This is a genomic window from Streptomyces krungchingensis (genome assembly GCF_054729265.1).
Genome location: NZ_JBPUKY010000001.1, coordinates 6,571,241 through 6,593,400, shown reverse-complemented (window position 1 = coordinate 6,593,400; position 22,160 = coordinate 6,571,241). Strand labels below are relative to the sequence as shown.

The 22,160-nt window shown below is 72.2% G+C and carries 19 protein-coding genes; 12 read left to right on the top strand and 7 right to left on the bottom strand.

Annotated elements, in window-relative coordinates:
* Positions 1–120: 120 nt before the first annotated feature.
* The 4 genes from ACSYGO_RS29095 to ACSYGO_RS29080 are packed head-to-tail and all read left to right on the top strand — an operon-like array spanning position 121 to position 8,246.
* Positions 121–3,321 carry a tetratricopeptide repeat protein gene (locus ACSYGO_RS29095; protein WP_460388203.1) on the top strand — a complete coding sequence of 1,067 codons (3,201 nt, stop codon included), beginning with the start codon at positions 121–123 and terminating at the stop codon, positions 3,319–3,321.
* Between the two features lie 7 nt (positions 3,322–3,328).
* A complete protein-coding gene (locus ACSYGO_RS29090; protein ID WP_432173798.1) occupies positions 3,329–5,938 on the top strand; it encodes a hypothetical protein in 2,610 nt (869 codons plus the stop codon).
* Positions 5,939–5,943: 5 nt separating this feature from the next.
* Positions 5,944–7,227, top strand: a complete 1,284-nt coding sequence (locus ACSYGO_RS29085) for a CHAT domain-containing protein (protein WP_432173797.1) — start codon at positions 5,944–5,946, stop codon at positions 7,225–7,227.
* Positions 7,224–8,246 (top strand): hypothetical protein, encoded by a 1,023-nt coding sequence (locus ACSYGO_RS29080; protein WP_460388200.1) that lies wholly within the window; start codon positions 7,224–7,226, stop codon positions 8,244–8,246. Before ACSYGO_RS29085 ends, ACSYGO_RS29080 begins: the two co-directional genes overlap by 4 nt.
* A gap of 24 nt (positions 8,247–8,270) precedes the next feature.
* On the opposite strand, the gene ACSYGO_RS29075 is transcribed toward ACSYGO_RS29080, so the two are convergent.
* Together ACSYGO_RS29075 and mca are read right to left on the bottom strand one after the other, a co-directional pair.
* The gene (locus ACSYGO_RS29075) at positions 8,271–8,528 is read right to left on the bottom strand and encodes a hypothetical protein (RefSeq protein ID WP_426677264.1); all 258 of its coding nucleotides are present in this window, start codon (positions 8,526–8,528) and stop codon (positions 8,271–8,273) included.
* Positions 8,521–9,381: a mycothiol conjugate amidase Mca gene (gene mca / locus ACSYGO_RS29070; RefSeq protein ID WP_426677489.1), complete on the bottom strand. Its 861-nt coding sequence runs from the start codon at positions 9,379–9,381 to the stop codon at positions 8,521–8,523. The genes ACSYGO_RS29075 and mca overlap by 8 nt, the downstream gene beginning before the upstream one ends.
* 199 nt (positions 9,382–9,580) lie before the next feature.
* Between mca and ACSYGO_RS29065 the strand changes: the two genes are divergently transcribed.
* Positions 9,581–9,982, top strand: a complete 402-nt coding sequence (locus ACSYGO_RS29065; RefSeq protein WP_426677265.1) for a DUF4307 domain-containing protein — start codon at positions 9,581–9,583, stop codon at positions 9,980–9,982.
* 211 nt (positions 9,983–10,193) lie between these two features.
* On the top strand, positions 10,194–10,691 hold the full coding sequence (gene greA / locus ACSYGO_RS29060; protein ID WP_028803024.1) for a transcription elongation factor GreA: 498 nt from the start codon (positions 10,194–10,196) through the stop codon (positions 10,689–10,691).
* Between the two features lie 64 nt (positions 10,692–10,755).
* On the opposite strand, the gene ACSYGO_RS29055 is transcribed toward greA, so the two are convergent.
* The 3 genes from ACSYGO_RS29055 to ilvA all read right to left on the bottom strand — a co-directional run bounded on the left by ACSYGO_RS29055 (position 10,756) and on the right by ilvA (position 14,060).
* Entirely contained in the window at positions 10,756–11,613 is an 858-nt protein-coding gene (locus tag ACSYGO_RS29055) for an ABC transporter permease (RefSeq protein WP_426677266.1), read from the bottom strand.
* Positions 11,610–12,617, bottom strand: coding sequence for an ATP-binding cassette domain-containing protein (locus ACSYGO_RS29050; protein ID WP_426677267.1), 1,008 nt, complete (start codon positions 12,615–12,617; stop codon positions 11,610–11,612). Before ACSYGO_RS29050 ends, ACSYGO_RS29055 begins: the two co-directional genes overlap by 4 nt.
* Positions 12,618–12,830: 213 nt before the next feature.
* The gene (gene ilvA, locus ACSYGO_RS29045; RefSeq protein WP_426677268.1) at positions 12,831–14,060 is read right to left on the bottom strand and encodes a threonine ammonia-lyase; all 1,230 of its coding nucleotides are present in this window, start codon (positions 14,058–14,060) and stop codon (positions 12,831–12,833) included.
* 164 nt (positions 14,061–14,224) lie between these two features.
* On the opposite strand from ilvA, the gene ACSYGO_RS29040 reads away from it, so the two are divergent.
* The 3 genes from ACSYGO_RS29040 (at position 14,225) to ACSYGO_RS29030 (ending at position 15,738) form a co-directional block, all read left to right on the top strand.
* Entirely contained in the window at positions 14,225–14,731 is a 507-nt protein-coding gene (locus ACSYGO_RS29040; protein WP_179332545.1) for a MarR family winged helix-turn-helix transcriptional regulator, read from the top strand.
* A gap of 264 nt (positions 14,732–14,995) precedes the next feature.
* On the top strand, positions 14,996–15,493 hold the full coding sequence (locus ACSYGO_RS29035; protein WP_426677490.1) for a sigma factor-like helix-turn-helix DNA-binding protein: 498 nt from the start codon (positions 14,996–14,998) through the stop codon (positions 15,491–15,493).
* Positions 15,490–15,738: a hypothetical protein gene (locus tag ACSYGO_RS29030; protein ID WP_426677269.1), complete on the top strand. Its 249-nt coding sequence runs from the start codon at positions 15,490–15,492 to the stop codon at positions 15,736–15,738. Before ACSYGO_RS29035 ends, ACSYGO_RS29030 begins: the two co-directional genes overlap by 4 nt.
* 4 nt (positions 15,739–15,742) lie before the next feature.
* Here ACSYGO_RS29030 and ACSYGO_RS29025 read toward each other — a convergent pair whose 3' ends face one another.
* The gene (locus ACSYGO_RS29025) at positions 15,743–16,900 is read right to left on the bottom strand and encodes a cystathionine gamma-synthase (protein WP_426677270.1); all 1,158 of its coding nucleotides are present in this window, start codon (positions 16,898–16,900) and stop codon (positions 15,743–15,745) included.
* A 345-nt stretch (positions 16,901–17,245) separates the two neighbouring features.
* Between ACSYGO_RS29025 and ACSYGO_RS29020 the strand changes: the two genes are divergently transcribed.
* A complete protein-coding gene (locus tag ACSYGO_RS29020; RefSeq protein WP_460388197.1) occupies positions 17,246–18,364 on the top strand; it encodes a hypothetical protein in 1,119 nt (372 codons plus the stop codon).
* Positions 18,365–18,538: 174 nt separating this feature from the next.
* On the opposite strand, the gene ACSYGO_RS29015 is transcribed toward ACSYGO_RS29020, so the two are convergent.
* The gene (locus ACSYGO_RS29015) at positions 18,539–19,789 is read right to left on the bottom strand and encodes a S1 RNA-binding domain-containing protein (RefSeq protein ID WP_460388196.1); all 1,251 of its coding nucleotides are present in this window, start codon (positions 19,787–19,789) and stop codon (positions 18,539–18,541) included.
* Between the two features lie 640 nt (positions 19,790–20,429).
* On the opposite strand from ACSYGO_RS29015, the gene ACSYGO_RS29010 reads away from it, so the two are divergent.
* On the top strand, positions 20,430–20,786 hold the full coding sequence (locus tag ACSYGO_RS29010; RefSeq protein ID WP_426677272.1) for a carboxymuconolactone decarboxylase family protein: 357 nt from the start codon (positions 20,430–20,432) through the stop codon (positions 20,784–20,786).
* Between the two features lie 150 nt (positions 20,787–20,936).
* Positions 20,937–22,040 (top strand): NUDIX hydrolase, encoded by a 1,104-nt coding sequence (locus ACSYGO_RS29005; RefSeq protein ID WP_426677273.1) that lies wholly within the window; start codon positions 20,937–20,939, stop codon positions 22,038–22,040.
* Positions 22,041–22,160 lie beyond the last annotated feature (120 nt).

Genomic DNA, 22,160 nt, shown 5'->3' with positions numbered 1-22,160 from the left:
CCTGCCCGGCGTGGCGGAACAGGGCGGGCACTGCGCCAATGATCGACGGTCCTCTGTCCTTCACGTCCCGCACGAAGGACACTCGTAGGCCAAGGAGTTGCTGCCGGAGGGGGACGTGACATGCGGGACAGCCATCGGGCGGAGGCCGAGCGGCTGTTGGCCCGGGCCGTCGAGGAGGAGGTGCGGCGGTCGGGCGGGCGCGTCGACGGGGGCGTGCTGCTGTCGCGGGCACGGGCCGCCCTCGACGCGATGGGACAGACGGCCACCGAGGAGTACGGAGCGTACACACGCGCACTCGACGAGGCCGAGGCGGGACAGCTGACGTTCGGGCAGCGCTACGCACGGGAGCGCGCCGGCACGTCCTTGCTGGTCACGGCGGTGGCGGCGGCAGCCGCCGTCGTCGCGGACCTCGCGTTCGGCACGGGCGCGGGCACGGCGGTCGGCGCGGGCGCCACCGTCGCCGTGGCGGGAGCCGCGGCCACCGTGCTCAAGGTGACCGCCTCGCACGTGCCGGCCGCCAGCCGCCGGGCCGGGGCGCTCGGGCAGCCCGGCGGTGCCGAACAGCTGCGCCTGCAGTGGCTGACCGCCCTGGAGGTCCGGGGCATCCGCCCCTTCCTCGACCAGCAGCGCGTGCTCAGCGCCTCCACGGGCGCCAAGCAGGGGGCGCCCCAGCTGCGCCGCACCGACAAAAGCGCGGCCGCCCGGCGACGCAATGTCCTGGAGCAGTCCTTCGGCCAACTGCCCAAGCCGGAGGGCCCGTTCGCCGGCCGGCGGACGGAGCTGTCGCGGATCGCCCAGTGGGTGCAAGCGGCACGCGCGAGCACCGAGACCCGGCCGACGGTCGTGGTGCTGCACGGAGCGCCCGGCTCCGGCCGCAGCACCCTCGCCGTCCGGGCGGCGCACGACCTCAGGGACCAGTTCCGCGGCGCGTGCGTGGTGGACCTGCGGGGCGACAGCCCGGACGACCCGCCGCTGACCACCCGGGACGCCCTGCTGCATCTCCTCAACCGGCTCGGCGCGCCCCGCGAGCAGCTCCTCTTCCGCGAACGCGCCTCACAGGACCAGCAGGTCAGGCGGCTGAGCGAGCTCTACCACCAGCATCTGACGGACCTGCCCGTGACGATCGTGCTGGACGACGCCAGCGACGCCGGACAGGTGCGCACCCTGATCCCCGAGCGCTCCGACAGCCTGGTCCTGGTCACCTCCCGCAAACCGCTCGACCTGTCCGCCGACCTCACCGCCTGGGTGCACCAGCTCCCCGTCGAGGCACTGGACGCGGCCGGCGGCGAGGAACTGCTGAACGCGGCGGCCCAGGACGCCTCTGGCCCGTACGACGCCGAATCCAGCGACCGGGTACGGGAGTTGTGCGGCGGGCTGCCGCTCGCCCTGCGCATCGCGGGCTCCTGCCTCGGCCCGCGCACCCCGCGCCGGCTGGCCACCGACCTGGAGGCGTACGGCCCGGTGGAGCCCGTCGAGCGGGTGCTGTGGCTGCGCTACACCGACCAGTCGGACATGGCCCGCCGGCTGCTGCGCCGGCTGGCCCTGGCGGGCCGCGCCTCCCTGGGCGCCGCCGCGGCTGCCTCCCTGCTGGCGACGGACGAACCGGAGGCGACCCGCCATCTCACCGCGCTCTCGCAGGCGGGGCTGATCGACCATGTGCGCGGCAGCCGGTACCGCCTGCACGACCTGGTCCGCTCCTTCGCCGCGGCCCGGCTGATGGACGAGGAGGAGCCCTCCGAGCGCACGGCGGCCCAGGAACGCCTGATCGTGAACTACGCGGAACTCGCCGACTCGGTGATCCGCCTCGTCGACGGCAAGACGTCCACCCGTGCGGACCAGTTCGGCCCGCACGGCTTCACCTCGCTCGACGCGGCGCTGCGCTGGCTGGACGACGAGTCGAGCTTCATCACGGCGGCGCTGCGGCACGCCGAGGGCGTCAACCAGGCGGCGGTGCTCAATCTGCTCGGCGCCCTGTGCGACTACTGCCTGCTGCGCGGCGACCTCTACCGTCTGGGCGAGATCAGCGAGCTGACCCAGGCCGTCGACCAGGGACTGCTGGTCCGCTCGGTCCAGTGGCGCACCGGCATCGCTGCCCGCCAGCTGGGCGAACTGGACAAGGCGCGCACCACCCTGGCCTCCGTCGTGGACCTCTACTTCGAGGCGCACCACGACGCGGGCGCGGCCCGGGCACTGTGCTCCCTCGGCATCACCCTGCACCACCAGGGCAACCTCACCGAGGCGGCGGCCAAGCTCCAGGAGGCGATGGATCTCCAGGCCTCCCCCGGCCTGGCGGCCGACCGGGCCTGGACGATGCACGCGCTCGCCGCGGTGGAACGGGACCGGTCCCGGCTCGCCCAGGCGCTCGACCTGCTGACCCAGGCCCTCGTCCTGCACCGCGAGAGCGAATCCGTGCACGGCGAGGCGTGGACCCACTTCCACCTCGGCCAGCTCGGCCTGCGCATGGGCGACGTACCGCGCGCCGACCGCGAGCTGCGCGAGGCCCTGGACCTGTACGGCCGCACCCGCGACCCCCGCGGCGAGGCCTGGGCCCTCACCCAGCTGGCCCGCGCCCGGCTCGTCGAGGGCGACCCGTCCTCCGCGGTCGACGGTCTGCGCCAGGCCGCGTCCCGCCACCGCGAGAACGAGGACGCGCGCGGCGAGGCCTGGACCGTCTACTACCTCGGCCAGGCCCTGGAGGAGACCGGCAACCTGAACCAGGCGGTCCGCGAGCTGGAGCGCTCCCGGACGATGTTCTCCCGCATGCGGGACGTGTACGGCCTCGCGTGCGCCCGGCACCACTCGGCCCGGGTCACCCGCGACCAGCGCGCCGCCCAGACCGGCTCCCTGCGCAACTCCGGCTTCGCCCGCCAGCTCCTCGTCGACGCGCGCGCCGACTTCCAGCGCATCGGTGTCGCCCACGGCGAGGCGTGGACCTGCCTGGAGCTCGCGGTCGTCGACGCGGGGAACGCGCGCACGCAGCAGGCCCTGACCCTGTGCGACGAGGCGGTGGACCTCTTCACCTCGTACGGCGACCGGCGGGGCGGGGACTGGGCCCGCTTCCTGCGCTGCACCCTGCTCCCGTACGCGGCCCCCGGGGGCTACGAGGTGGGCGCCGCCGTCGCCGAGGAGGAGCTCGCCCAGCTGTCCCGCGCCGGCCACACCTCCCGCGACGGAAAGCTGGACGACTGCATCGAGGCGTACCGGCTGCTGCTGGAGCGCGGGGTCGACCTGGACGCCGGCTGGCAGGCCTGGCGTCTGGGCCTGGTCCCGGGCCGCCACGCCCGGGACGTGATGGGGGTGCCGGTGCCGTCGGCCCGGTAGGGCGGTCGTGGCGTTCGTGGAGGAGGGGGATCCGGTGGAGCTGGTCGGGCGCGCGCGGGAACTGGCCGGTGCGCGAGAGCAGTTGGCGGGTGGCTGCCCGCTGGTGGTGACCGGCGAGCCCGGCATGGGCAAGTCCGCCTTTCTCGGCGTGCTCGCGCGGCAACTCGCCGAGGAGCGGGGGCTTCCGGTGTTCCGCGTGCGGGCCGCGGACTTCGGGCTCCGGTCCGACGTCACGCTGCTGCGGCTGCTGGGCGCGTGCGGCGAGGCCGGTGCGCGGGCCCTCGGCGACCTGGTCGGGCAGGCTCCGGCGACGGTCCCGGACACCGTCGTGCACATCTGCCGGCAGCTGTTCCTCGCGTATCCCGCCGTCGTCGTCGTGGACGGAGTCCCCACGGACTCCGCGGCGAACGACCTGCTGGCCGACCTGGTCAGCGCCTTCTCACGGACGTCGTCGGTCCTCCTGATGGGCTCGACGGACGCCCGGCCGCCGCAGGGCGCGCCCGTCGCTCTCTGTCACCTGCGACCGCTGGACCGGACCGACTCGGCGACCCTCGTCGGCGAGGCGGCCGGGCACCCCGCCCTCACCTCCGCGGGAGAGTCCCTCGACGGGCTGGTGGAGGCCACGCGGGGCCTTCCCCTGCTGGCCCGGATCGTGGGGGCCCAGGTGGCGGTCGCGGTGAGCAGCGGGCGTCCTCCCACGCCCGTGCGGCTGCCGGCCCCGGCGTGGATGGCCGACGAGGCACGGAAGCTGCTCGAAACCCTGTCCGCCCTCGACACCGAGGAGTTTCCGGCGGAACTGCTGGACACGCTGGCGCAACGGCCCGGGGCGGTCCACGAACTGTGCCGGTACGAACTGCTCCAGCCGGCCGGGGAGGGCGTTCTCCGGCTGCCTCCCGTGATCCGTTCGCTGGTCGACCGGAACTGGAGCGACGCCGAACTGCGCGACCGGTCGGCCGATGCCGAACGGGCTCTCGCCGCAGCCGCCGAGGCGAACCCCGCCGCGTACGGCGGCCATCCGGCCGCCGTCGTCGACCTGGTCGGCCGTCCGGCCGTCCCGGACGTCTTCGCCGACTCCCTGGCCCATCATCTGGCCCGGCACGGCCGCCTCGCCGAGGTGCTGGTCCTGCGGCAGCTCCTCTGGGTCAGGACGGGGCGGGTGACGCCGGATGCGCACCTGGCCGTCGCCGCCCGGGAATCCGGGCAGCCGGAACGGGTGCCGGCTCTCCCTGCCGGACGCCCGGCCGACGACGAGGGTGTCCTCGAACAGGCCGTCACCGCCCACCACATGGGCCGGCTCCGCGATGCCGACGCCCACCTCTCCGCCCTCCCGTCCGGCCGCGGTGCCGACCCATGGGTCCTCCTCACCCGCGCCGCGGTCCTCTGCGACCGGGGGGATCTGCGCGCCGTCGGGCCGCTGCTCCGCCGCGCCGTGGAGGCTCATCAGGTCAGGGGCGACCGACGCGGCGAGGCGTGGACGGTGTTCCAGTACGGGCGGCTGTGTCTGCTGCGCGGCGAGGTCGAGGACGCGGAGAAGCTCCTGCACAGCGCGAGGGAGGAGTTCCACACCCACGGCGAGTCACGGGGTGTGGCCTGGGCGGCGACCGAACTCGGGCGGCTGTCGCTGCAATTGGGCACCGCCGACATCGAAGGGCTCTACGACGCACGGCTTCTGCACGAGGTGGAAGGCGACCCGCGCGGCGCGGTCTGGGCGCACCTGTGGTGGATCCTGGCGATGACGGACGCGCCGGGTTTCCTGTGGGAGCACGAGTTCCCGGCGGTGACGAACCGCTTCCGAGAGGTCGGCGACCGGCTCGGCGAGGCCTGGGCACTGCACCACCACGCGCTGGCCCTGGGCCGTACGAGCGGCACGGCCGACGGGCGGAGCGAGGCGGATCCGCTGTTCGACGAGGCCCTCCGGCTCTTCGAGGTCACGGACTGTGTGCACGGCACGGCCTGGACCCTGCTGGAGCGTGCCCTCCACGACCCCGCACGCCGGTTCCCGCAACACCGCTGGGCGGGCGACATCCGTCACTGGTTCGGTCTCGTCGGCGACGAGGCGGGCGAGGCCTGGGTCGAGCTCGCCGAGTCGGCGACGGGCTCCGAGCCGTCCTACGAGCTGGCCGCCCGCTACCCCGCCGACCTCCTGGACGCGGTGGAATGGGCCCCGAACGGCAATCTCCGCATTCCCCGCGCCGCCCGCTACACCCAGCCCGAGCCCCGCGCCGACGCCCACGATCCGGAGGCGTCCAGATCCCGCGTGCGGGTGACTCTGCTGGACGGCACCCCCACCCGCATCGCCCTGGAGATCGTCTCCGGCGCCCGGCACCCGTGGTCCACGGACCAGCGCCCCGCACTCACCGCCCGCGCCGTCCCGCTCACCCTCGCCGAGGTCGAGCCCCTGCACGCCATCAGCACCGAGGGGGCGGAGTTCCGCTTCGTCCCGCGTCTGCCCGGTCGCCACCGCATCCGCTTCACGATCACCGACCAGGCCACCGGAACCGTCCTGCAGCAGGTCGAGACGGAGATCGACGTGTGGACGATCGGCCCGGCCCCGCGCACGGCGGTTCCCGAAGAGGCGCGGCGTGCGACGGCCGCCGAACCCGTGTGGAGGGCCTGAGCCCCATGCCCGGCGAACTTCCCACCGAGGTCGTCCAGGACCCGAGTCACGGCTTCACCCGGCAGCCCGCCGCCTCCGTCCGCCACCCGGATCTGGTCCTCGCCCTCGACGCGTACGCCGACGACCACATCCGGGCCCGGATGTACGGGCCGGCGGTCCCACCGTCCCCGACCGAGCACGCACTGAGGCTGAGTGTGCGGCCCGCGGCGGTGACCGCGGCGGCGGCGGGCCTGCGGGAGCTGTGGAAGCGGGAACTGGTCGACTTCCAGCCGGTGGACGAGCACGGCATCCCCGTCATGGACCGTCCACTGCTGCCGTACGCCACGTGCGCGGATCTCACGGCGGAACCCGAGGAGGAGCACCGCGAGATCCTCGACGAGCTGGCCCGGCAGGGCGCCTACCTGCTGTACGGCGAGCTCCTGGGCGACGGCGGCGCGGGCACCCGGCGCTTCCGTGACGTCCTGACCCGGGTGCTGAGCAGCGACCGCACGCTGCGGATCCGTGTCGACTCCGACCTGTTCCTGCCCTGGCCGATGCTCTGCCTGCCGGAGGATCCGGCCTACGGCCCGGACGACGTCTTCCGGCGCTTCCTCGGCTACCGGCACCAGATCGAACAGACCGGCAGCTACTACCCGTCCATCGCCGACGACGAGTCCGCACCGCCGCCGCCCGTACCGGTGGTGAGCCTGAACCACGACAAGGGCATCGACCCGGAAGGCCGCACCCGGGCCGCCGACGTCGAGACCGCCCTCGCGACGAACACCGTCGCCGTCGAACGCACCCTGCGCAAGGAACTGCTGGACGCCTTCAGCTCGGGCGCCCTGGACGAGCAGCTGATGTACTTCTGGTGCCACGGACACTTCCGGCACACCGCCGACGACAGCGCTCCGCTGCTCGTCGTGCAGTTGAGCGACCGCAAGGACATCGACGCCCGCAGCGTCAGAGCACGGCGCACCTCCGAGGACCCACTGCTCCCCTACCGGCCCCTGGTGCTGCTGAACGCCTGCTACGCGGGGCTGCCGGGCTCCGCCGAGCTGGTCCACCTGGGGGGCGCCCTCATCGAGGCGGGCGCGGGCGGTGTGCTGGGGCCGCAGATCGAGATGCCGCAGATGTTCGCCGCCGAGTACGCGTACGCGTTCGTCACCCGCTATCTGGGCGGCCGGGAGACCGCCGGCGAGATCGCCCACGGGCTGGCCCGGCACTTCGCCGACACCTGGAGCAATCCGCTGGGCTTCGCCTACACCCTGCACTGCGGCATGGACAGCAGACTGGAGCGGATCACCGAATGAACGCCACCGCGGCCGGGTTCCGCGCCCCCGACATCCGCACCTTCGACCTCGACGAGTCCGGGTGGCCGCTGCGCCCCACCCGGTCGGGCCCACGCCCGGTGCCCGCCGCGCACCTCGACGCGTATGTCGCCCAGCACCTCACGCCGGCGCCCTGGGCCACCGACATCGTCGTGTACGTGCACGGCTGGCAGACCTCCCGGGACGCGGCGCTGGACGCCGTCCGCGACCTCCTCGGCCTGGTGTCCCGGCAGTACGAGGGGCGTCGCGGGCTCTATCCCCGACTCGCCCGTCCGGGACGGCCGTTCGTTCCCTGGCCGGTCCTGGTCCGCTGGCCGTCCCGTTCCCTGCCGTCGCTCGGCGGCTACCGCCGTATCCGGGACCGGGCACACGCCATGTCCACCGGTGGACATGCCGCGCGGGTCATCGGACAGCTGCTGGGCTATCTGGACCGCCATCGGGCGGATCCGGCCGCCGCTCCCGTGCTGGCGAACCGCGACGGGCAGTACCTGCACCTCGTCGGGCACTCCTTCGGCTGCCGCTTCCTGTGCGAGGCCGTGCAGTGGGCGGCGGACGGGCCGCCGGGGGCCACACTCGGCTGGAGCACTCCGAAGCCGTCGGGCCGCCCGTTCACGGTCGACTCGATGCTGCTGCTGCAGATGGCGAGCCCCCGCGACGCGTTCGCCTCGACCTTCCGGGCGCTCGCCGGGGCGCCGCTGCACGGTCCGGTCGTGGCGACGTACTCGCAGCACGACCGTGCCACCGGCTTCTGGCATCTGCGCGCGGAGAAACGCGCGGGCATCGGGTACGCCGGCATCGGCACGGCGCCCGCGCCGGTGTCCGCCCTCGCCATGCGGGGCGTCGAGGAGCCGTATCCGCACGGCGTCCTCGACCACCGGTTCGTCAGCGTCGACGCCAGTGCCGTGTTCACCCGGGGCAACGGCCCGGCGGGCGCGCACTCCGACCACCTGCGGCCGGAGTCCGCGCACCTGCTGCTGTCCCTGGCGGACCATTCGCGCTGAGCCCCGCTCGGCGCGAGGTCCGGCTCAGCCCTTCGCCGGGGAGGCCTTCCCGCCGGAGCCGGCGGCGCCCTTGCCGGGGGCCGCCGTGTCCTTCTCCGGGTCCTCCTCGAAGGTGACCTTGCCCATGTGGCGGTTCATGGACTTCATCAGCCCCCACACGGCCAGGGCCATCACCGCGAAGACGATGAAGCCGAGGACGCCGGGGGTGACCTTGTTCTCGTCGACCTCCTTGGCGAGGGGGACGAGGTGCGTCAGTGCCTGGCTTGCGCTCATGTCAGGCATTGTCGCGGATGCCCGCGAAGAGGTCGTCCTCGGGGAGGGAGGTGTCGACGAGAGACTTGGCGAGCTCGTACTCCTCGGTCGGCCAGACCTCCTTCTGGAGCTCCATCGGGACCTTGAACCAGCCGCCGTCGGGGTCGATCTGCGTGGCGTGCGCGATGAGCGCCTTGTCACGGATCTCGAAGAACTCGGCGCACGGGATGTGCGTGGTCAGCGTGCGCTCCTTGCGCTCGAACTCGCTCCAGCGCTTCAGCCACTCCCCGTACGGGGAGTCCAGGCCGCGGTCCAGCATGGCGCGGTGCAGCGCCTCGGTGCGCGGGCGGTTGAAGCCCTGGTTGTAGTACAGCTTCTGCGGCTGGAAACCCGGGCCGTACTCGGATTCCGGGTACTTCTCGGTGTCGGCCGCACCCTCGAACGCCACCATCGAGATCTTGTGGGTCATGATGTGGTCGGGGTGCGGGTAGCCGCCGTTCTCGTCGTAGGTGGTGATCACCTGCGGGCGGAAGGCGCGGATCTGCTTGACCAGCTCACCGGCCGCCTTGTCCACGTCCTCCAGGGCGAAACAGCCCTCGGGAAGGGGCGGCAGCGGGTCGCCCTCGGGAAGGCCCGAGTCGACGAAGCCGAGCCATTCCTGCTTGATGCCGAGGATCTCGCGGGCCTCGTCCATCTCCTTCTTGCGTACCTCGTGGATGTGCTCCTCGATGTACTTGTCGCCCTGGAGCTTCGGATTGAGGATGGAGCCGCGCTCGCCGCCCGTGCAGGTCACGACCAGCACGTCCACCCCCTCGGACACGTACTTCGCCATGGTCGCCGCGCCCTTGCTCGACTCGTCGTCGGGGTGGGCGTGGACGGCCATCAGTCGCAGCTGGTCAGTCAAGACTCAATCCTCGGTCGGTCGGCTGTCGCCTCAATGGTGGTTCAGCGGTCGGCGCCCGGCGTGAGAGAGCGCCTCGGGCGGCTTCTATAGTGACGGAATCGGGGGAGCAATAATTCCAGGGCCCTGTCTACGGGCCCCCTTCCAGGACCCTGGTCCCGGCCCTGCCGAGAGGACGATCATGAGTACGGCGAGCACCCAGCTGCCCGAGGGCCGCTACGGCCGCTCCGCGGACGAGCGTGCCGACCGGAAACTCAAGATCATCGGTGGTGTTCTGGGCGTCGCCCTGCTGGCCCTGATCGGCTGGTTCGCGTCCTACTACGTCGGCGGCAGCAAGATCAGCGCGGAAGTGATCACCTTCAAGGCGGTCTCGGACAGCGCCGTCGAGGTGCACCTGGAAGTGCGCAAGGACGCGGACGCCCACGGCTACTGCACGCTGCGCTCGCAGTCCGAGGACGGCGGGGAGGTGGGCCGGGCGGACTTCCGCTTCGACCAGAGCTCGTCACGCGTCGACAAGGTGGTTACCCTGCGTACGACGGCCCGTGGCACCACGGCGGAGCTGCTCGGCTGTCACGCGGACTGAGCGGACCGGCAGGCGGCGGGACCACCCGGCGGGCATCACCCGCAGCTCCTACCAGCACATACCCGCTGACCTGCATTGACGTAATTCTGATGCGTTATGTCCTCCCTTTCGAGCCACTGAATTGTTAGGCTCGTGGTTTCGCCCACCCGTGAAGGAACATTCTTCTGGGTAGGGCGATGCTTTGTATTCCCAGTACCTACGAGGAGCACCTGTGACCCAGACCAGCGAGAACGTCACCTGGCTGACCCAGGAGGCGTACAACCAGCTCAAGGCCGAGCTGGAGTACCTGTCTGGTCCTGCGCGCACGGAGATCGCCGCCAAGATCGCGGCCGCGCGCGAGGAGGGCGACCTGCGCGAGAACGGCGGGTACCACGCGGCCAAGGAGGAGCAGGGCAAGCAGGAGCTCCGTGTGCGCCAGCTGACCCAGCTCCTGGAGAACGCCAAGGTCGGCGAGGCTCCCGCGGCGGACGGTGTGGTCGCACCGGGCATGGTCGTCACCATCGCCTTCGACGGCGACGAGGACGACACCCTGGTCTTCCTGCTGGCTTCGCGCGAGTACGCGAGCTCCGACATCGAGACCTACTCCCCGCAGTCCCCGCTGGGCTCCGGTGTGAACGGCAAGAAGGTCGGCGAGGACGCCCAGTACGAGCTGCCGAACGGCAAGCTCGCCTCGGTGAAGATCCTCAAGGCCGAGCCGTACCAGGGCTGAGCCCGGGACCGACGACTACGACGATGCCCCCGGCAAGCACGGCCGGGGGCATCGTCATGTCGTGTCACGCGGTGGCGGACCGGTACTTGCGCACCGCCAGGGTCCGGAAGAGCACGATGATCAGGACCGAGTAGATCACCGAGGCCCAGACCGAGTGCTGCATGGGCCAGGCTTCCGACGTGGACTGCCCCGGGTTGGCGAAGAGCACCCGGCAGGCCTGGACGGTGGCGCTGAACGGGTTCCAGTCGGCGATGTGGCGCAGCCAGGGCGTCATGTTGCTGGAGTCCACGAACGCGTTCGAGATGAACGTGACCGGGAAGAGCCAGATCAGTCCGCCGGAGGTGGCCGCCTCGGGGGTGCGCACGGACAGGCCGATGAGCGCGCCGATCCAGGTGAACGCGTACCCCAGCAGGAGCAGGAGGCCGAAGGCGCCCAGCACCTTGAAGACGTTGGTGTCGCCGTCGGAGCCGACGCGCCAGCCGACCAGGAGGGCGACCACCGCGAGGACCAGCAGGGTCAGCGCGGTCTGGACGAGGTCGGCGAGCGTGCGCCCGGTCAGCACCGCTCCGCGCGCCATGGGCAGCGAGCGGAAGCGGTCGATCAGGCCCTTGTGCATGTCGTCGGCGATGCCCGCGCCGGCGCCCGCGGTGGCGAAGGTGACGGTCTGCGCGAAGATGCCGGCCATCAGGAAGTTGCGGTAGTCGGTGGGGCTGGTGCTGCCGCCGATCTGCATGGAGCCGCCGAAGACGTAGCTGAACAGCACCACGAACATGATCGGCTGGATCAGCCCGAAGATCACCATCTCCGGGATCCGGGACATCCTGATCAGGTTGCGCTTGGCGACGACCAGCGAGTCGCGCACGGACTGGCTGACCGGGTTCGAGGGTGCCGTGAGCTGCACGGCGTCACTGACGGCACTCACTTGCCGGTCTCCTTCTTGCGCTGACGGCCCGTGCCGTCCACCGCTGGGTTGTCCTCGTCCTTCGCCTCGGCCACATGGCCCGTGAGGGAGAGGAAGACGTCGTCGAGGGTGGGGCGGCGCAGGCCGATGTCGTCGATCTCGATGCCGCGGGTGTCCAGCTCGCGGATGACTTCCGCGAGGAGCTTCGCGCCGCCGGTGACGGGCACGGTGAGCTTGCGGGTGTGCTCCTCGACCGTGGTCTCGCCCTTGCCGAAGCCGCGCAGCACCTCGGAGGCGGTCGCCATGTGCTCGCGGTCGTGCACGACGACCTCGACCCGCTCGCCGCCGGTCTGCGCCTTGAGCTGGTCGGCGGTGCCACGGGCGATGACGCGGCCGTGGTCGACCACGCAGATGTCGTGCGCGAGGTGGTCGGCCTCTTCGAGGTACTGGGTGGTGAGCAGCAGCGTCGTGCCCCCGGAGACCAGCTGCTTGATGACGTCCCACAGCTGCTGGCGGTTGCGCGGGTCGAGGCCGGTCGTCGGCTCGTCCATGAACATCACCGGCGGCGAGACGACCAGGGCGGCCGCCAGGTCGAGCCGGCGGCGCATGCCGCCCGAGTACGTCTTGGCGGTGCGGTCGGCGGCCTCGCTGAGGTTGAACTGCTCCAGCAGCTCCTCGGCACGGACCTTCGCCGCCTTCGCCTTCATCTGGTAGAGCTGGCCGACCATCTGGAGGTTCTCGCGGCCGGTCAGATATTCGTCGACCGCGGCGAACTGCCCGGAGAGGCCGACCCTGCGGCGGACCGCGTCGGGGTTCTTGAGCACGTCCACGCCCGCGACGACCGCCTTGCCGCTGTCGGGGCGCAGCAGGGTCGTCAGGCAGCGGACCGCGGTGGTCTTGCCCGCGCCGTTCGGACCGAGCAGGCCCAGGACGGTGCCCTCCGGGACATCGAGATCGACGCCGTCCAGAGCCCTTACGTCACCGAAGGTCTTCACCAGGCCTTCGGCATAGATGGCGCCTGGCATGTGAGTTTCTCCACGTCGTTGGGGATTTTCATGGAAATGTCTTACTTTTGCCCTGTACGGCACGCCCGGCTGGCGGGGTCTTCGTCCGCGGGCCGGGCATACGGCAAGGGGCACACCGTAACGCGATGTATCGCGTCACTCAACAGATTTTTCCATCCGGGACCGACAGTGGGACGAACAGTGGCCCTGACCTCGGCCGATGCCTCGCCGGGCTCAGTCGATGACGGTGTACCCCGCCTCGCGCAGCGCCAGATTCACCTCGGCGCAGTGCTCGGGCCCCTTCGTCTCCAGGTGCAGCTCGACCTCCACCTCCGTGAGCCCGAGCCGTGGGTCGGTCCGTACGTGGCTCACATCGAGGACGTTAGCGTCCGCCACTGACAACACCCCGAGAAGTGTGGCGAGAGCCCCGGGACGGTCGGTCAGCCGCAAGGTGACCGCGAGGTAGCGGCCGCTCGCCGCCATGCCGTGCCGCAGGATGCGCTGGATCAGCAGCGGGTCCACGTTCCCGCCCGACAGCAGGGCCACCACCGGGCCCTCGAAGCTGCGCGGATCCCGCAGCAGCGCGGCGACCGGGCTCGCGCCGGCCGGCTCCACGACCAGCTTGGCGCGCTCCAGGCACAGCAGGAGCGCGCTCGACAGATTGTTCTCGGAGACCGTGCGGACCTCGTCCACCAGTTCGTCGACGATCCGGAACGGCACGTCGCCGGGCCGGCCGACCTTGATGCCGTCGGCCATCGTCGCCGGGTTGTCGATCGACAGCGGGCGCCCCGCCGCCAGCGAAGGCGGGTACGCGGCGGCGCCCTCGGCCTGCACACCCACGATCCGCACGTCCGGGCGGATCGTCTTCACGGCGAGCGCGACGCCCGCGGCCAGCCCTCCGCCGCCCATGCCGACGACGATCGTGCGCACCTCCGGGCACTGCTCCAGGATCTCCAGCCCGACCGTGCCCTGGCCCGCGATGACGTCCGGGTGGTCGAAGGGGTGGATGAAGACGGCACCCGTCTCCGCCGCGTACGCCTGAGCGGCGGCGAGCGTCTCGTCCACCACCTGGCCGTGCAGCCGCACGTCGGCCCCGTAGTCGCGGGTCGCCGCGACCTTCGGCAGCGGGGCACCCGTCGGCATGAACACCGTGGCGCGCACGCCGAGCAGCGCGGAGGCCAGCGCGACGCCCTGCGCGTGGTTGCCGGCGCTCGCCGCGACCACGCCCGCCGCGCGCTCCTCCGGCAGCAGCCCGGCGATCCGCACGTAGGCGCCGCGCAGCTTGAACGAACCGGTCCGCTGAAGGTTCTCGCACTTGAAGTGGACCGGAGCGCCGACCAGCTGGGTGAGGTACCTGCTGCCCTCCATCGCGGTCATCCGCGCCACGCCCGTCAGCATCTTCTGCGCGCCACGGACGTCGTCGAGAGTCACGCTGGGAAAGGAGTCAGCCGTGCTGTAGCTCATGACCACCAGTCTCGCAGTTCACGCGGGTCCGCTCCCTGCTTGACCACGCTGCGAGACTGGTTTGCGCAGCGCCGGTACGACCCGCCTCCCGGCCGCGTACCCTGTCCCCCAACCCAGCCTCCCACGCATGAATTGAGCCCCCGGCCATGCCCACAACACCTGAAATGTCGATGGACATGACGACCGTCGGTGACACCGGTCTTCTCGACACGCTGCAGCACGAGGTCGCGGTGTTCGCGCGCCGTGCCGAACAGACCCGGCTCGGCGGGGTGGGGCAGGTGCGCAACTCCATGGACCGCGCCGCGTACCTGCTGCTCAACCGCCTCGACAAGGAAGGCCCGATGGGCGTCAAGGCGCTCGCCGCGAGCATGGGCATCGACTCCTCGACGGTCACCCGGCAGGTGGCCCCGCTCGTCGACACCGGGCTCGTGAAGCGGACCTCGCACCCCGAGGACGGGCGCGCGGTGGTGCTCCAGCTGTCGCCGCGCGGGCAGGCCCGGCTCGACGAAGTGCGCTCCTCCCGGCGTCAGTTGATGGCCGAGCTGACCCACGACTGGGCGCCGGAGGAGCGTGAGGCCTTCTGCACGCTCCTCACGCGCTTCAATGGCGCCCTCTCCGCACGTCAGGCGGCCCAGGGCGGGCCCGTCGCCGAGTCCCAGCCGACTTCCTGACCTCCGCGGGCGCACTTCACCGTGTCGGAGGCCCGGAGCGCCGCCGCCGCACGCGCGTGCCGGCCCGCCCGGAGGACGGCCCCCCGGGAGGGGGTGTCCGACGCGGGCCGGGTGTGCCCGCGCTCGCGTGGGTGTGCCCCGGGCTCTTGACCGGAAGGCGGCGCCTGGCCTCATATGAGACCGGGTCCTCCTCGTACGCGGTGCGGCATGCCGTACCCGGCCGGGACCCCGTCCCCACGGGGGCGCTCTCAGGCGGGAGGCATGGTGCGAGAACGGCAGGCGTCCCAAGGCGCCCGCCGAGCCCGGGAGTTCGAGGCGTTCGTCGCGGGCGCGGCAGGGCGGCTGCTGCATGCCGCCACGCTGCTCACGGCCGAACCCCGCAACGCCAACCCGCGCGCGCGACGCCTGCTGGTGCTGGCCCTCGCCCACACGTACGCCTCCTGGGACCGGCTGCGCGGCGAGGACCCGTACGACTGCGCCCGCCAGCAGCTGGCCGTCCGCTTCGCGCGTTCGGCCTGGCACCAGTACGGGAGCTTCGGCCGACCGCGCCCCTCCCCCGACCACGTGCTGGCCCGGCTCACGCCCCAGCAGCGGCTGATCCTGGTGCTGCGGCTGTACGAGGGGGTCGCCGAGGAACAGACGGCGGCCCTGCTCGGGCTGCCGGTGGAACGGGTGCGGACGATCTGCGCCCGCTCGATGGCGACGCTGCTGCACCCGCCGCGGGGCCCGGCACCGGCCGTCGTGGAGGTGGCGCCGTCATGAACCTGCACGAGCGTGAGGCGGCCGTACGGCGGATGCTGGAGCAGGCGCCGCCCACGGTGCCGCCCGACCTGCACGCCGACGTCGTCCGCCGCGGGAGCCGCATGCTGCGCCGCAGGAGGGCGGCCCGGCGCCTGATGTGGCTGGTGCTGTTCGCCGCGGCCGTCGCCTTCACCGTGTGGGCGGCGACGGCCCGCCCGTGGGTGGAGCCGCCGTCACAGACGACCCCACCGCTGACCGGCTGGTGAACGGCTACTGCCCGAGGGCCTGCTGAAGGTCCTGGAGCAGGTCGTCGACGTTCTCGATGCCCACGGAGAGGCGTACGAGGTCGGCGGGGACCTCCAGCGCCGAACCGGCCGCCGACGCGTGCGTCATGCGTCCCGGGTGCTCGATCAGGGACTCGACGCCGCCGAGGGACTCGCCCAGCGTGAACACCTTGGCGCGGTTGCAGACCTCGACGGCCGCCTCCTCGCCGCCGTCGACCTGGAAGGAGACCATGCCGCCGAAGGCCTTCATCTGCTTGGCGGCGATCTCGTGACCGGGGTGCTCCGGCAGGCCCGGGTACAGGACGCGGGTCACGCGCGGGTGCCGGGTGAGCATCTCGGCGATCTTGCCCGCGTTCTCGCTGTGCCGGTCCATGCGCACGGACAGCGTCTTGGTCCCGCGCAGCACGAGCCAGGAGTCGAAGGGGCCGGCCACCGCGCCCATCGCGTTCTGGTGGTATGCCAGCTCCTCGCCGAGCTCCTGGTCACCCGTGATCAGGGCACCCCCGACCACGTCCGAGTGCCCGCCCATGTACTTGGTCAGGGAGTGCACGACGACGTCCGCGCCCAGCGCCAGCGGCTGCTGGAGGTAGGGGGTGGCGAAGGTGTTGTCGACGACGAGCCGGGCGCCCGCCTCGCGCGCGATCTGGGCGACCGCCGCGATGTCGGTGATGCCGAGCAGCGGGTTGGAGGGCGTCTCGACCCAGACGGCCTTCGTCTTCGGGGTGAGGGCGGCGCGCACCGAGTCGGGGTCGCTCGTGTCGGCCACGGACCACTCGACGCCCCATCGGGAGACGACCTTCGCGAAGAGGCGGAAGGTGCCGCCGTACGCGTCGTTCGGGATGACCACGTGGTCGCCGGGGCTGAGCAGCGTACGCAACAGGCAGTCCTCGGCCGCCAGTCCGGACGCGAACGCGAGGCCGCGACGGCCGCCCTCCAGGGCAGCGAGGTTCTCTTCCAGTGCGGTCCTGGTGGGGTTGGCGCTGCGGCTGTACTCGTAACCGCCGCGCAGCCCGCCGACGCCGTCCTGCTTGTAGGTCGAGACCTGGTAGATCGGCGGGACGACCGCGCCGGTGAGGGGATCGGCGGTGTTGCCCGCGTGGATCGCGAGGGTCTCGAAATGCTGACTGATGTGCCTGTCGCTCATGGGTCCCGAGCGTAGTGCGCCCGGGCGCCCGATGGCGTCGCACGCCCCTGACGCGACGGCCCGGGTCGGTCCGGGCGGATCCGGACCGGGGCCGGGGCCGGGGCCGGACCGTGCGGGACCGGGGCGGCCAGGGTCGGACACACGTGCGGCGGGGCCGGACCGGTCGGCCGGGGGCGGACCGGTCGGCCGGGGCCGGACGAGGGCGGGCGGGCCGGGCCCGGAGCCTGCCCGTCGGCCGACCTGAGCCTGTCCGTCGGCCGGCCGGAGCCTGCTCGCCGACCGGCCGGCCGGAGCAATACCGGACCGGGTTGGCCAATTGTCGGACCCGTCTGGTTCGCTTGTGACATGGAGATTCTCTGGGTCCTGATGGCGCTGGCCATGTTCAGCCTGGTCCTGCTGCCGGTGCTGAGGCGCAGGAGTGCCGGAATTCAGCAGGTCGCGCCCGGCGACCCGGACGCCGCGGACCCGGCGGACTACGGATTCCTGCGGCAGGAGGAGCTGGACATCCGCATGCCCGGCCCGGACCGCGACCTGCTGCAGGTGCTCGACCTCGTGCAGCGCACCCAGGACTACCGCGCCGCCTCGCAGCTCCTCGCGGGCACCGAGAGCGACGGGGAGCGCCGGTGGCAGCGGGTGCAGGCCTTCGCGGGCGCCGCGTCCCTGGAGCTCCAGCAGCGCCCCGGCGGGGTGAGCGAGACGCCCGGCGGGCAGTGGCTGCGCGTGTGGCGGGCCGAGGCCCCGAAGGACGCGGGCGGCGCCGCGGTGCACGCGGAGTTCCTGGTGCAGCAGGCGTGGCGCACCTCGACGCCCGGGACCGACGAGTTCCGGATCATCATGGAGGAGGCGAAGTCCGCCTGCGCCGAGGCCGCGCTGCTCGCCCCCGGCGACCCGGTGCCGTACATCGTCGAGCTGTCCGTGGCCCGCGGACTGTCCTACCCCCAGCCCGAGTTCGAACAGCTCTGGCTGAAGATCCTGGACCGCGCGCCCTCCCACATGGGGGCGCATCTGGCGGCCCTGCACTACTGGTGCGAGAAGTGGCACGGCTCGCGGGACGTGGCCTACTCGTTCGCGGAGGCCGCCGCGGCGCGCGCCCCGCAGGGCTCGCTCCTCGCCGCGATGCCGCTCTTCGCGGTCTTCGAGCACCTCCCCGAGGTGAACCTGGTCCGCAGCTTCTATCAGAGCGAGGTCGTGACGAAGGCGGTGCACGGCGCGCTGTTCGCGGTGCACGCCGCCCGCCCCGACGACCCGATGCTGGCCCACGTCCGCCACCTCCTGATCTTCTTCCTGGTCCGCAGCGAGCGCTGGGCCGAGGCCATGGACCAGCTCGTGCACGTGGACGGCCACGTGGGCGCGCTGCCCTGGACCCTCACCGCCGACCCGGCCTCGGACTACGCGATATACCGCGCGCTCGCGGTGGCGGGATACGAGGCGAACGGCGGCAGCCCGGCGACACTCCCGCACTGACACCGATGGCTCTGCCCGCCGACGCCGCGCCACGCCGCCGTGACCGAGGGCTCCCCTCACCTGAGCGGTCCCGCAGCCGCCGAGCCGGACGCCGTCGGGATCGACGAGCGACCGGACCACGGCGTCGACGGGTGCTCCGGAGGCGCGCCGAGCGGACGAGGCCACCGTCGCCGATCAGGCTCCACCGCAGCCCGTCGTGTCGTCCGCCAGCGCGCTCAGCGACAACGACACACGCTCTCTCACCATGTCGACGTCGAGGATCTTCGCCGAGATCTCCTGTCCGACGGTGACCACGTCCGACGGGTGGGCGATGTGTCTCCGGGACAGCTCCGGCAAGTTGATCATTGCGGTGAAACCACCGATGTCCACGAACGTCACACCGAACGAGGCGATCCGCGTGACCACACCCGTGACGGTCTGGCCGCGCCGGAGGGTCTTCAGGAAGGCCCAGTCCCGGTCGCTCGGGGTCTGCCCCGTCCGCCACCGGGCCCTCAGCACACCGTCGCGGTCAGTCAGTACCGCGGTGAACAGGGGGTGACGTGCGTCGGCGTCGAGGGGCAGCACGGCGGCGGCCCGAGCGTCCGCCATCCGCGCGGCCAGTGTCCCGTGCTCGGTCTCGTCGACGATCGCACCGGTGATCACCCCGTCGCGGTCCTCCCACACGACCTCCGCCGGACCGTCCTGGGGGAGCGTGGCGAGGACGGCATCGATGTCTGCGGAGAGGTCCGGCCAGACGGTCAGCCGGGCCCGGGGCGCGAGCCCCGCGCGGACTCCGTCCAGCCTGCCCGCGTCCAGGCGGTGCCAGCGGGAGGCCCCGTCGACGAACTCCTCCTCCAGCAGGACGGCTTGCCGCCCGGCGACGAACCAGCTCAGACGCGCCCAGAACTCGTCGTCGGCGGGCCGCTGCGCACCGGGCTCGTCGAACTCCGCGTCGTAGGGCGAGACCTCCAGGCGTTCCGGGAAGAGCCCCAGCGCCCGCGTCCGGGCGACGGCACCCTCACAGGGCCGGTCGCTGCCGACATAGACGTACTGGTCCCAGCCGACGTGCACGGCGAACACGCCCTCGACCTCCAGGCGGCACCAGACGCCGTGGTCGCGGAGCATGGCCCGGACCAGTTCCAGACCGGCGCGGAGGGAGATCTCCGCTCCGTCGTGGAACTCGCTGAGATCAAACGGGAAGATCCCGGCCGGGCCGTGGCCGTCGACCGCCGGCTCCCGGCCGAACCGGACGAGGCCGGCTGTCGCCGGCTCGCGCACGGCCAGGCGGTCGACCCCAGTGGCCGAGGCGAAGGCGGCGACAGCTTCCAAATAGGCTGCCTCCACCGGCCCGTGATCGCTGACCGTGTCCTCGCTGCCCGAATAGCTGCCGTGCTCGTCACGGTCGGCGGGGTCGTACTTGGTGATCCGGTGGACGAAGGACGGCACGCTGCTCCACGCGACGGTCGGCGACGTCCAACAGACGTCGGGGTCGCGAGCGTAACCCGTTCAGGGACGCCGCACGGAGCCGCCGTGGTGCCGGAGCCCCGCCCCCGCGCCGCTCAGCCCGACGACGGCCGCCCGGGCACTCGGACGCCGGCCGCGACGAGAAGGGTGATCCGGCCGAGCGGGCGATAAGCAGGCATTCGCGGAAGCGCTGGTGGTCCCGGCCGTGAACGAGCTCGTCGGCGGCGCGCGCTGCGAGGAGCTTTGGATGCCTGAAGCCGTGCGACCTCGGGTCCGGGAACGCGTAGTCCCGGAGGTTGATGAACGCGCCGCCCCCGTAGGCGAGTTCGATCCCCCGTGGCACCGCAGCCCAGCGGGCGAGGCACCCCCTGCGGATCCGTGGGGCCCGGCGGGCTCGTGTCGTGGGGCGTCGTCGAGAACCGGCGCCCCGCGGACGGGCGGGGGGCGTCGCGCACCGCGGCGAAGGCCGGCGTTCCCGCGGGACGCGAGACGCTGCACGACCGCCGCGCGCGCTGCTCGGGACGCACTTACGCTGAGAGGACTAACCGCCGACACGCAGGGGAATCCCGCGTTCCGCGGGTGGCGTGTGCGGCTCCTCACGGCACCGGAAGGTGGTCCCGTCATGGCCACTGCGTCTGACGCTCCCGTTCTCGACACGATCGCCGCGATGACCATCGATTCCATCGAGCGCTGCGGCATGGACGAGAGGACCCTGATCCTCACCCGTATCGCCGCGCTGGTGGCCATGGACGCCCCGCCGATCTCGTACCTGGCCCATGTCGATCCCGCGCTCAAGGCCGATCTGAGCATCGAGCAGTTGCAGGACGTGCTGATAGCCATCGCCCCCGTCGTGGGCACGGCACGTGTCATGTCGGCCGCGGGTCACATCGCCCAGGCGTTCGGCGTCGCCATCGCGCTGGCCGACAGCGAGGCCGAGGCCATCGCCAGGGCCGAGGCCCAGAGCCGCGGTCATTCCTGAACGACGGCCCGCCGCCGGGGACTCCCGGCACGGACGACCAGCACGGACGACCAGCAGAGACGACCGGCAAGAAGACCGGCAGGGGCAGGCAGGGATAACGGAAGGGGCACGACGCCTCCTGGCAACGTCAAGATCCATAGTGTCTGCGGCATGGACGGAATCGATGTTGCCAACGGCGTCGTGGGTGCCGTGCTCGGCATGGTGTTCGCGGTGCTGTTCCAGCAGCCGTTGCAGGACGCCTGGTACCGGCTGCGCCGGCGCTCGAGGAGCGCGATCCGCACGATGCGGCGGCGGGAGGAGTCGGAAGCGGCCTGGCGGACGTTCTCGCTCGGCCCCCTGCAGACGTCCGCCCTGATCGTCGAAGGCGACGGGGAGTCGCCGGTGCCGCCCGAGACGATCTACGTCCAGGTGCTGGAGGACGAGGTCCGGCTGCCCCCGGACATGGCCGGCTGGCGGGACGAGATCGCCGAGGAGAGCGAACGGCTGCGTGCGGAGGGGCGCACTCCGCTGTGGAACGGCCCGCGGTACGCCGTCGAGTCGTTCGACATGTCCCGTACCGCCCTGGACGAGCGGCCCGAGGTCCACCTGAGGCTGCGCCCGACCGACTACTACACCTTCCTCGCCGCGCAGCAGCTGGACCGCCGGCTCCCCGACGGCAGCACCCCCCGGTCCCGCCATCTCGATCCGGACGCGCCGCTGGCGGCTCCGGCCTTCCTCCAGTGCAGTTTCGCCGTCAACGTCGCGGTGGTGACCGCCGACGACATGCTGGTGGTGAGCCGGCGCAGCGACCGGGTCCGCATGGCGCCGGGCGTCTGGAACTCCTCGGTCAACGAGGGCCTTTCACGGCACATCGACTCCTCGGGCAGGAGCGCCCCGGACCTGCACGCGGCGGCCCGGCGCGGCATGCGGGAGGAACTGTCCCTGGAGCCCCACGAGTACACGCTCGATCTTCTGGCCTTCGTCCTGGACACGCACAAGCGGCACTGGAGCGCCCACTTCCACGCCAAGCTGAACGAGCTCTCCGGCGAGAACCTGCGGACGCGGATGAGCAGGGGCGTCGCCGACCGGTGGGAACACCAGGCCATCGACTACGTACCCTTCCGTCCGACGACGGTGGTCAAGTACATGCTGCGGCCCGACCGCATCCACCGCTGGGCGCCCCTGGCCCCGGCGCTCTTCCACCTCTCCCTGGTGCACGCCTACAGCCGTACGCATGTCGAGCGGGCGGAGGCACAGGTCCTGCGGCGCCTGTAGCGGCCCGGCCACGTCGTGTGCGGCTCGCCCTCCGGTCCCGCCACGACGGCCCGGAAGAAATTCGGGCGGCGATGTCGAGAACGCGTGACCGGCTCCGTCCCCGAGGTGAACGCGACCACA

Bases quoted from the DNA above. Each gene is read 5' to 3' on its own strand.
- ACSYGO_RS29095 (WP_460388203.1), top strand. From the start codon at position 121: ATGCGGGACAGCCATCGGGCGGAGGCCGAGCGGCTGTTGGCCCGGGCC.
- ACSYGO_RS29085 (WP_432173797.1), top strand. From the start codon at position 5,944: ATGCCCGGCGAACTTCCCACCGAGGTCGTCCAGGACCCGAGTCACGGC.
- ACSYGO_RS29080 (WP_460388200.1), top strand. From the start codon at position 7,224: ATGAACGCCACCGCGGCCGGGTTCCGCGCCCCCGACATCCGCACCTTC.
- ACSYGO_RS29075 (WP_426677264.1), bottom strand. From the start codon at position 8,528: ATGCCTGACATGAGCGCAAGCCAGGCACTGACGCACCTCGTCCCCCTC.
- mca (WP_426677489.1), bottom strand. From the start codon at position 9,381: ATGGCCGTCCACGCCCACCCCGACGACGAGTCGAGCAAGGGCGCGGCG.
- ACSYGO_RS29065 (WP_426677265.1), top strand. From the start codon at position 9,581: ATGAGTACGGCGAGCACCCAGCTGCCCGAGGGCCGCTACGGCCGCTCC.
- ACSYGO_RS29050 (WP_426677267.1), bottom strand. From the start codon at position 12,617: ATGCCAGGCGCCATCTATGCCGAAGGCCTGGTGAAGACCTTCGGTGAC.
- ilvA (WP_426677268.1), bottom strand. From the start codon at position 14,060: ATGAGCTACAGCACGGCTGACTCCTTTCCCAGCGTGACTCTCGACGAC.
- ACSYGO_RS29040 (WP_179332545.1), top strand. From the start codon at position 14,225: ATGTCGATGGACATGACGACCGTCGGTGACACCGGTCTTCTCGACACG.
- ACSYGO_RS29030 (WP_426677269.1), top strand. From the start codon at position 15,490: ATGAACCTGCACGAGCGTGAGGCGGCCGTACGGCGGATGCTGGAGCAG.
- ACSYGO_RS29025 (WP_426677270.1), bottom strand. From the start codon at position 16,900: ATGAGCGACAGGCACATCAGTCAGCATTTCGAGACCCTCGCGATCCAC.
- ACSYGO_RS29020 (WP_460388197.1), top strand. From the start codon at position 17,246: ATGGAGATTCTCTGGGTCCTGATGGCGCTGGCCATGTTCAGCCTGGTC.
- ACSYGO_RS29010 (WP_426677272.1), top strand. From the start codon at position 20,430: ATGGCCACTGCGTCTGACGCTCCCGTTCTCGACACGATCGCCGCGATG.
- ACSYGO_RS29005 (WP_426677273.1), top strand. From the start codon at position 20,937: ATGGACGGAATCGATGTTGCCAACGGCGTCGTGGGTGCCGTGCTCGGC.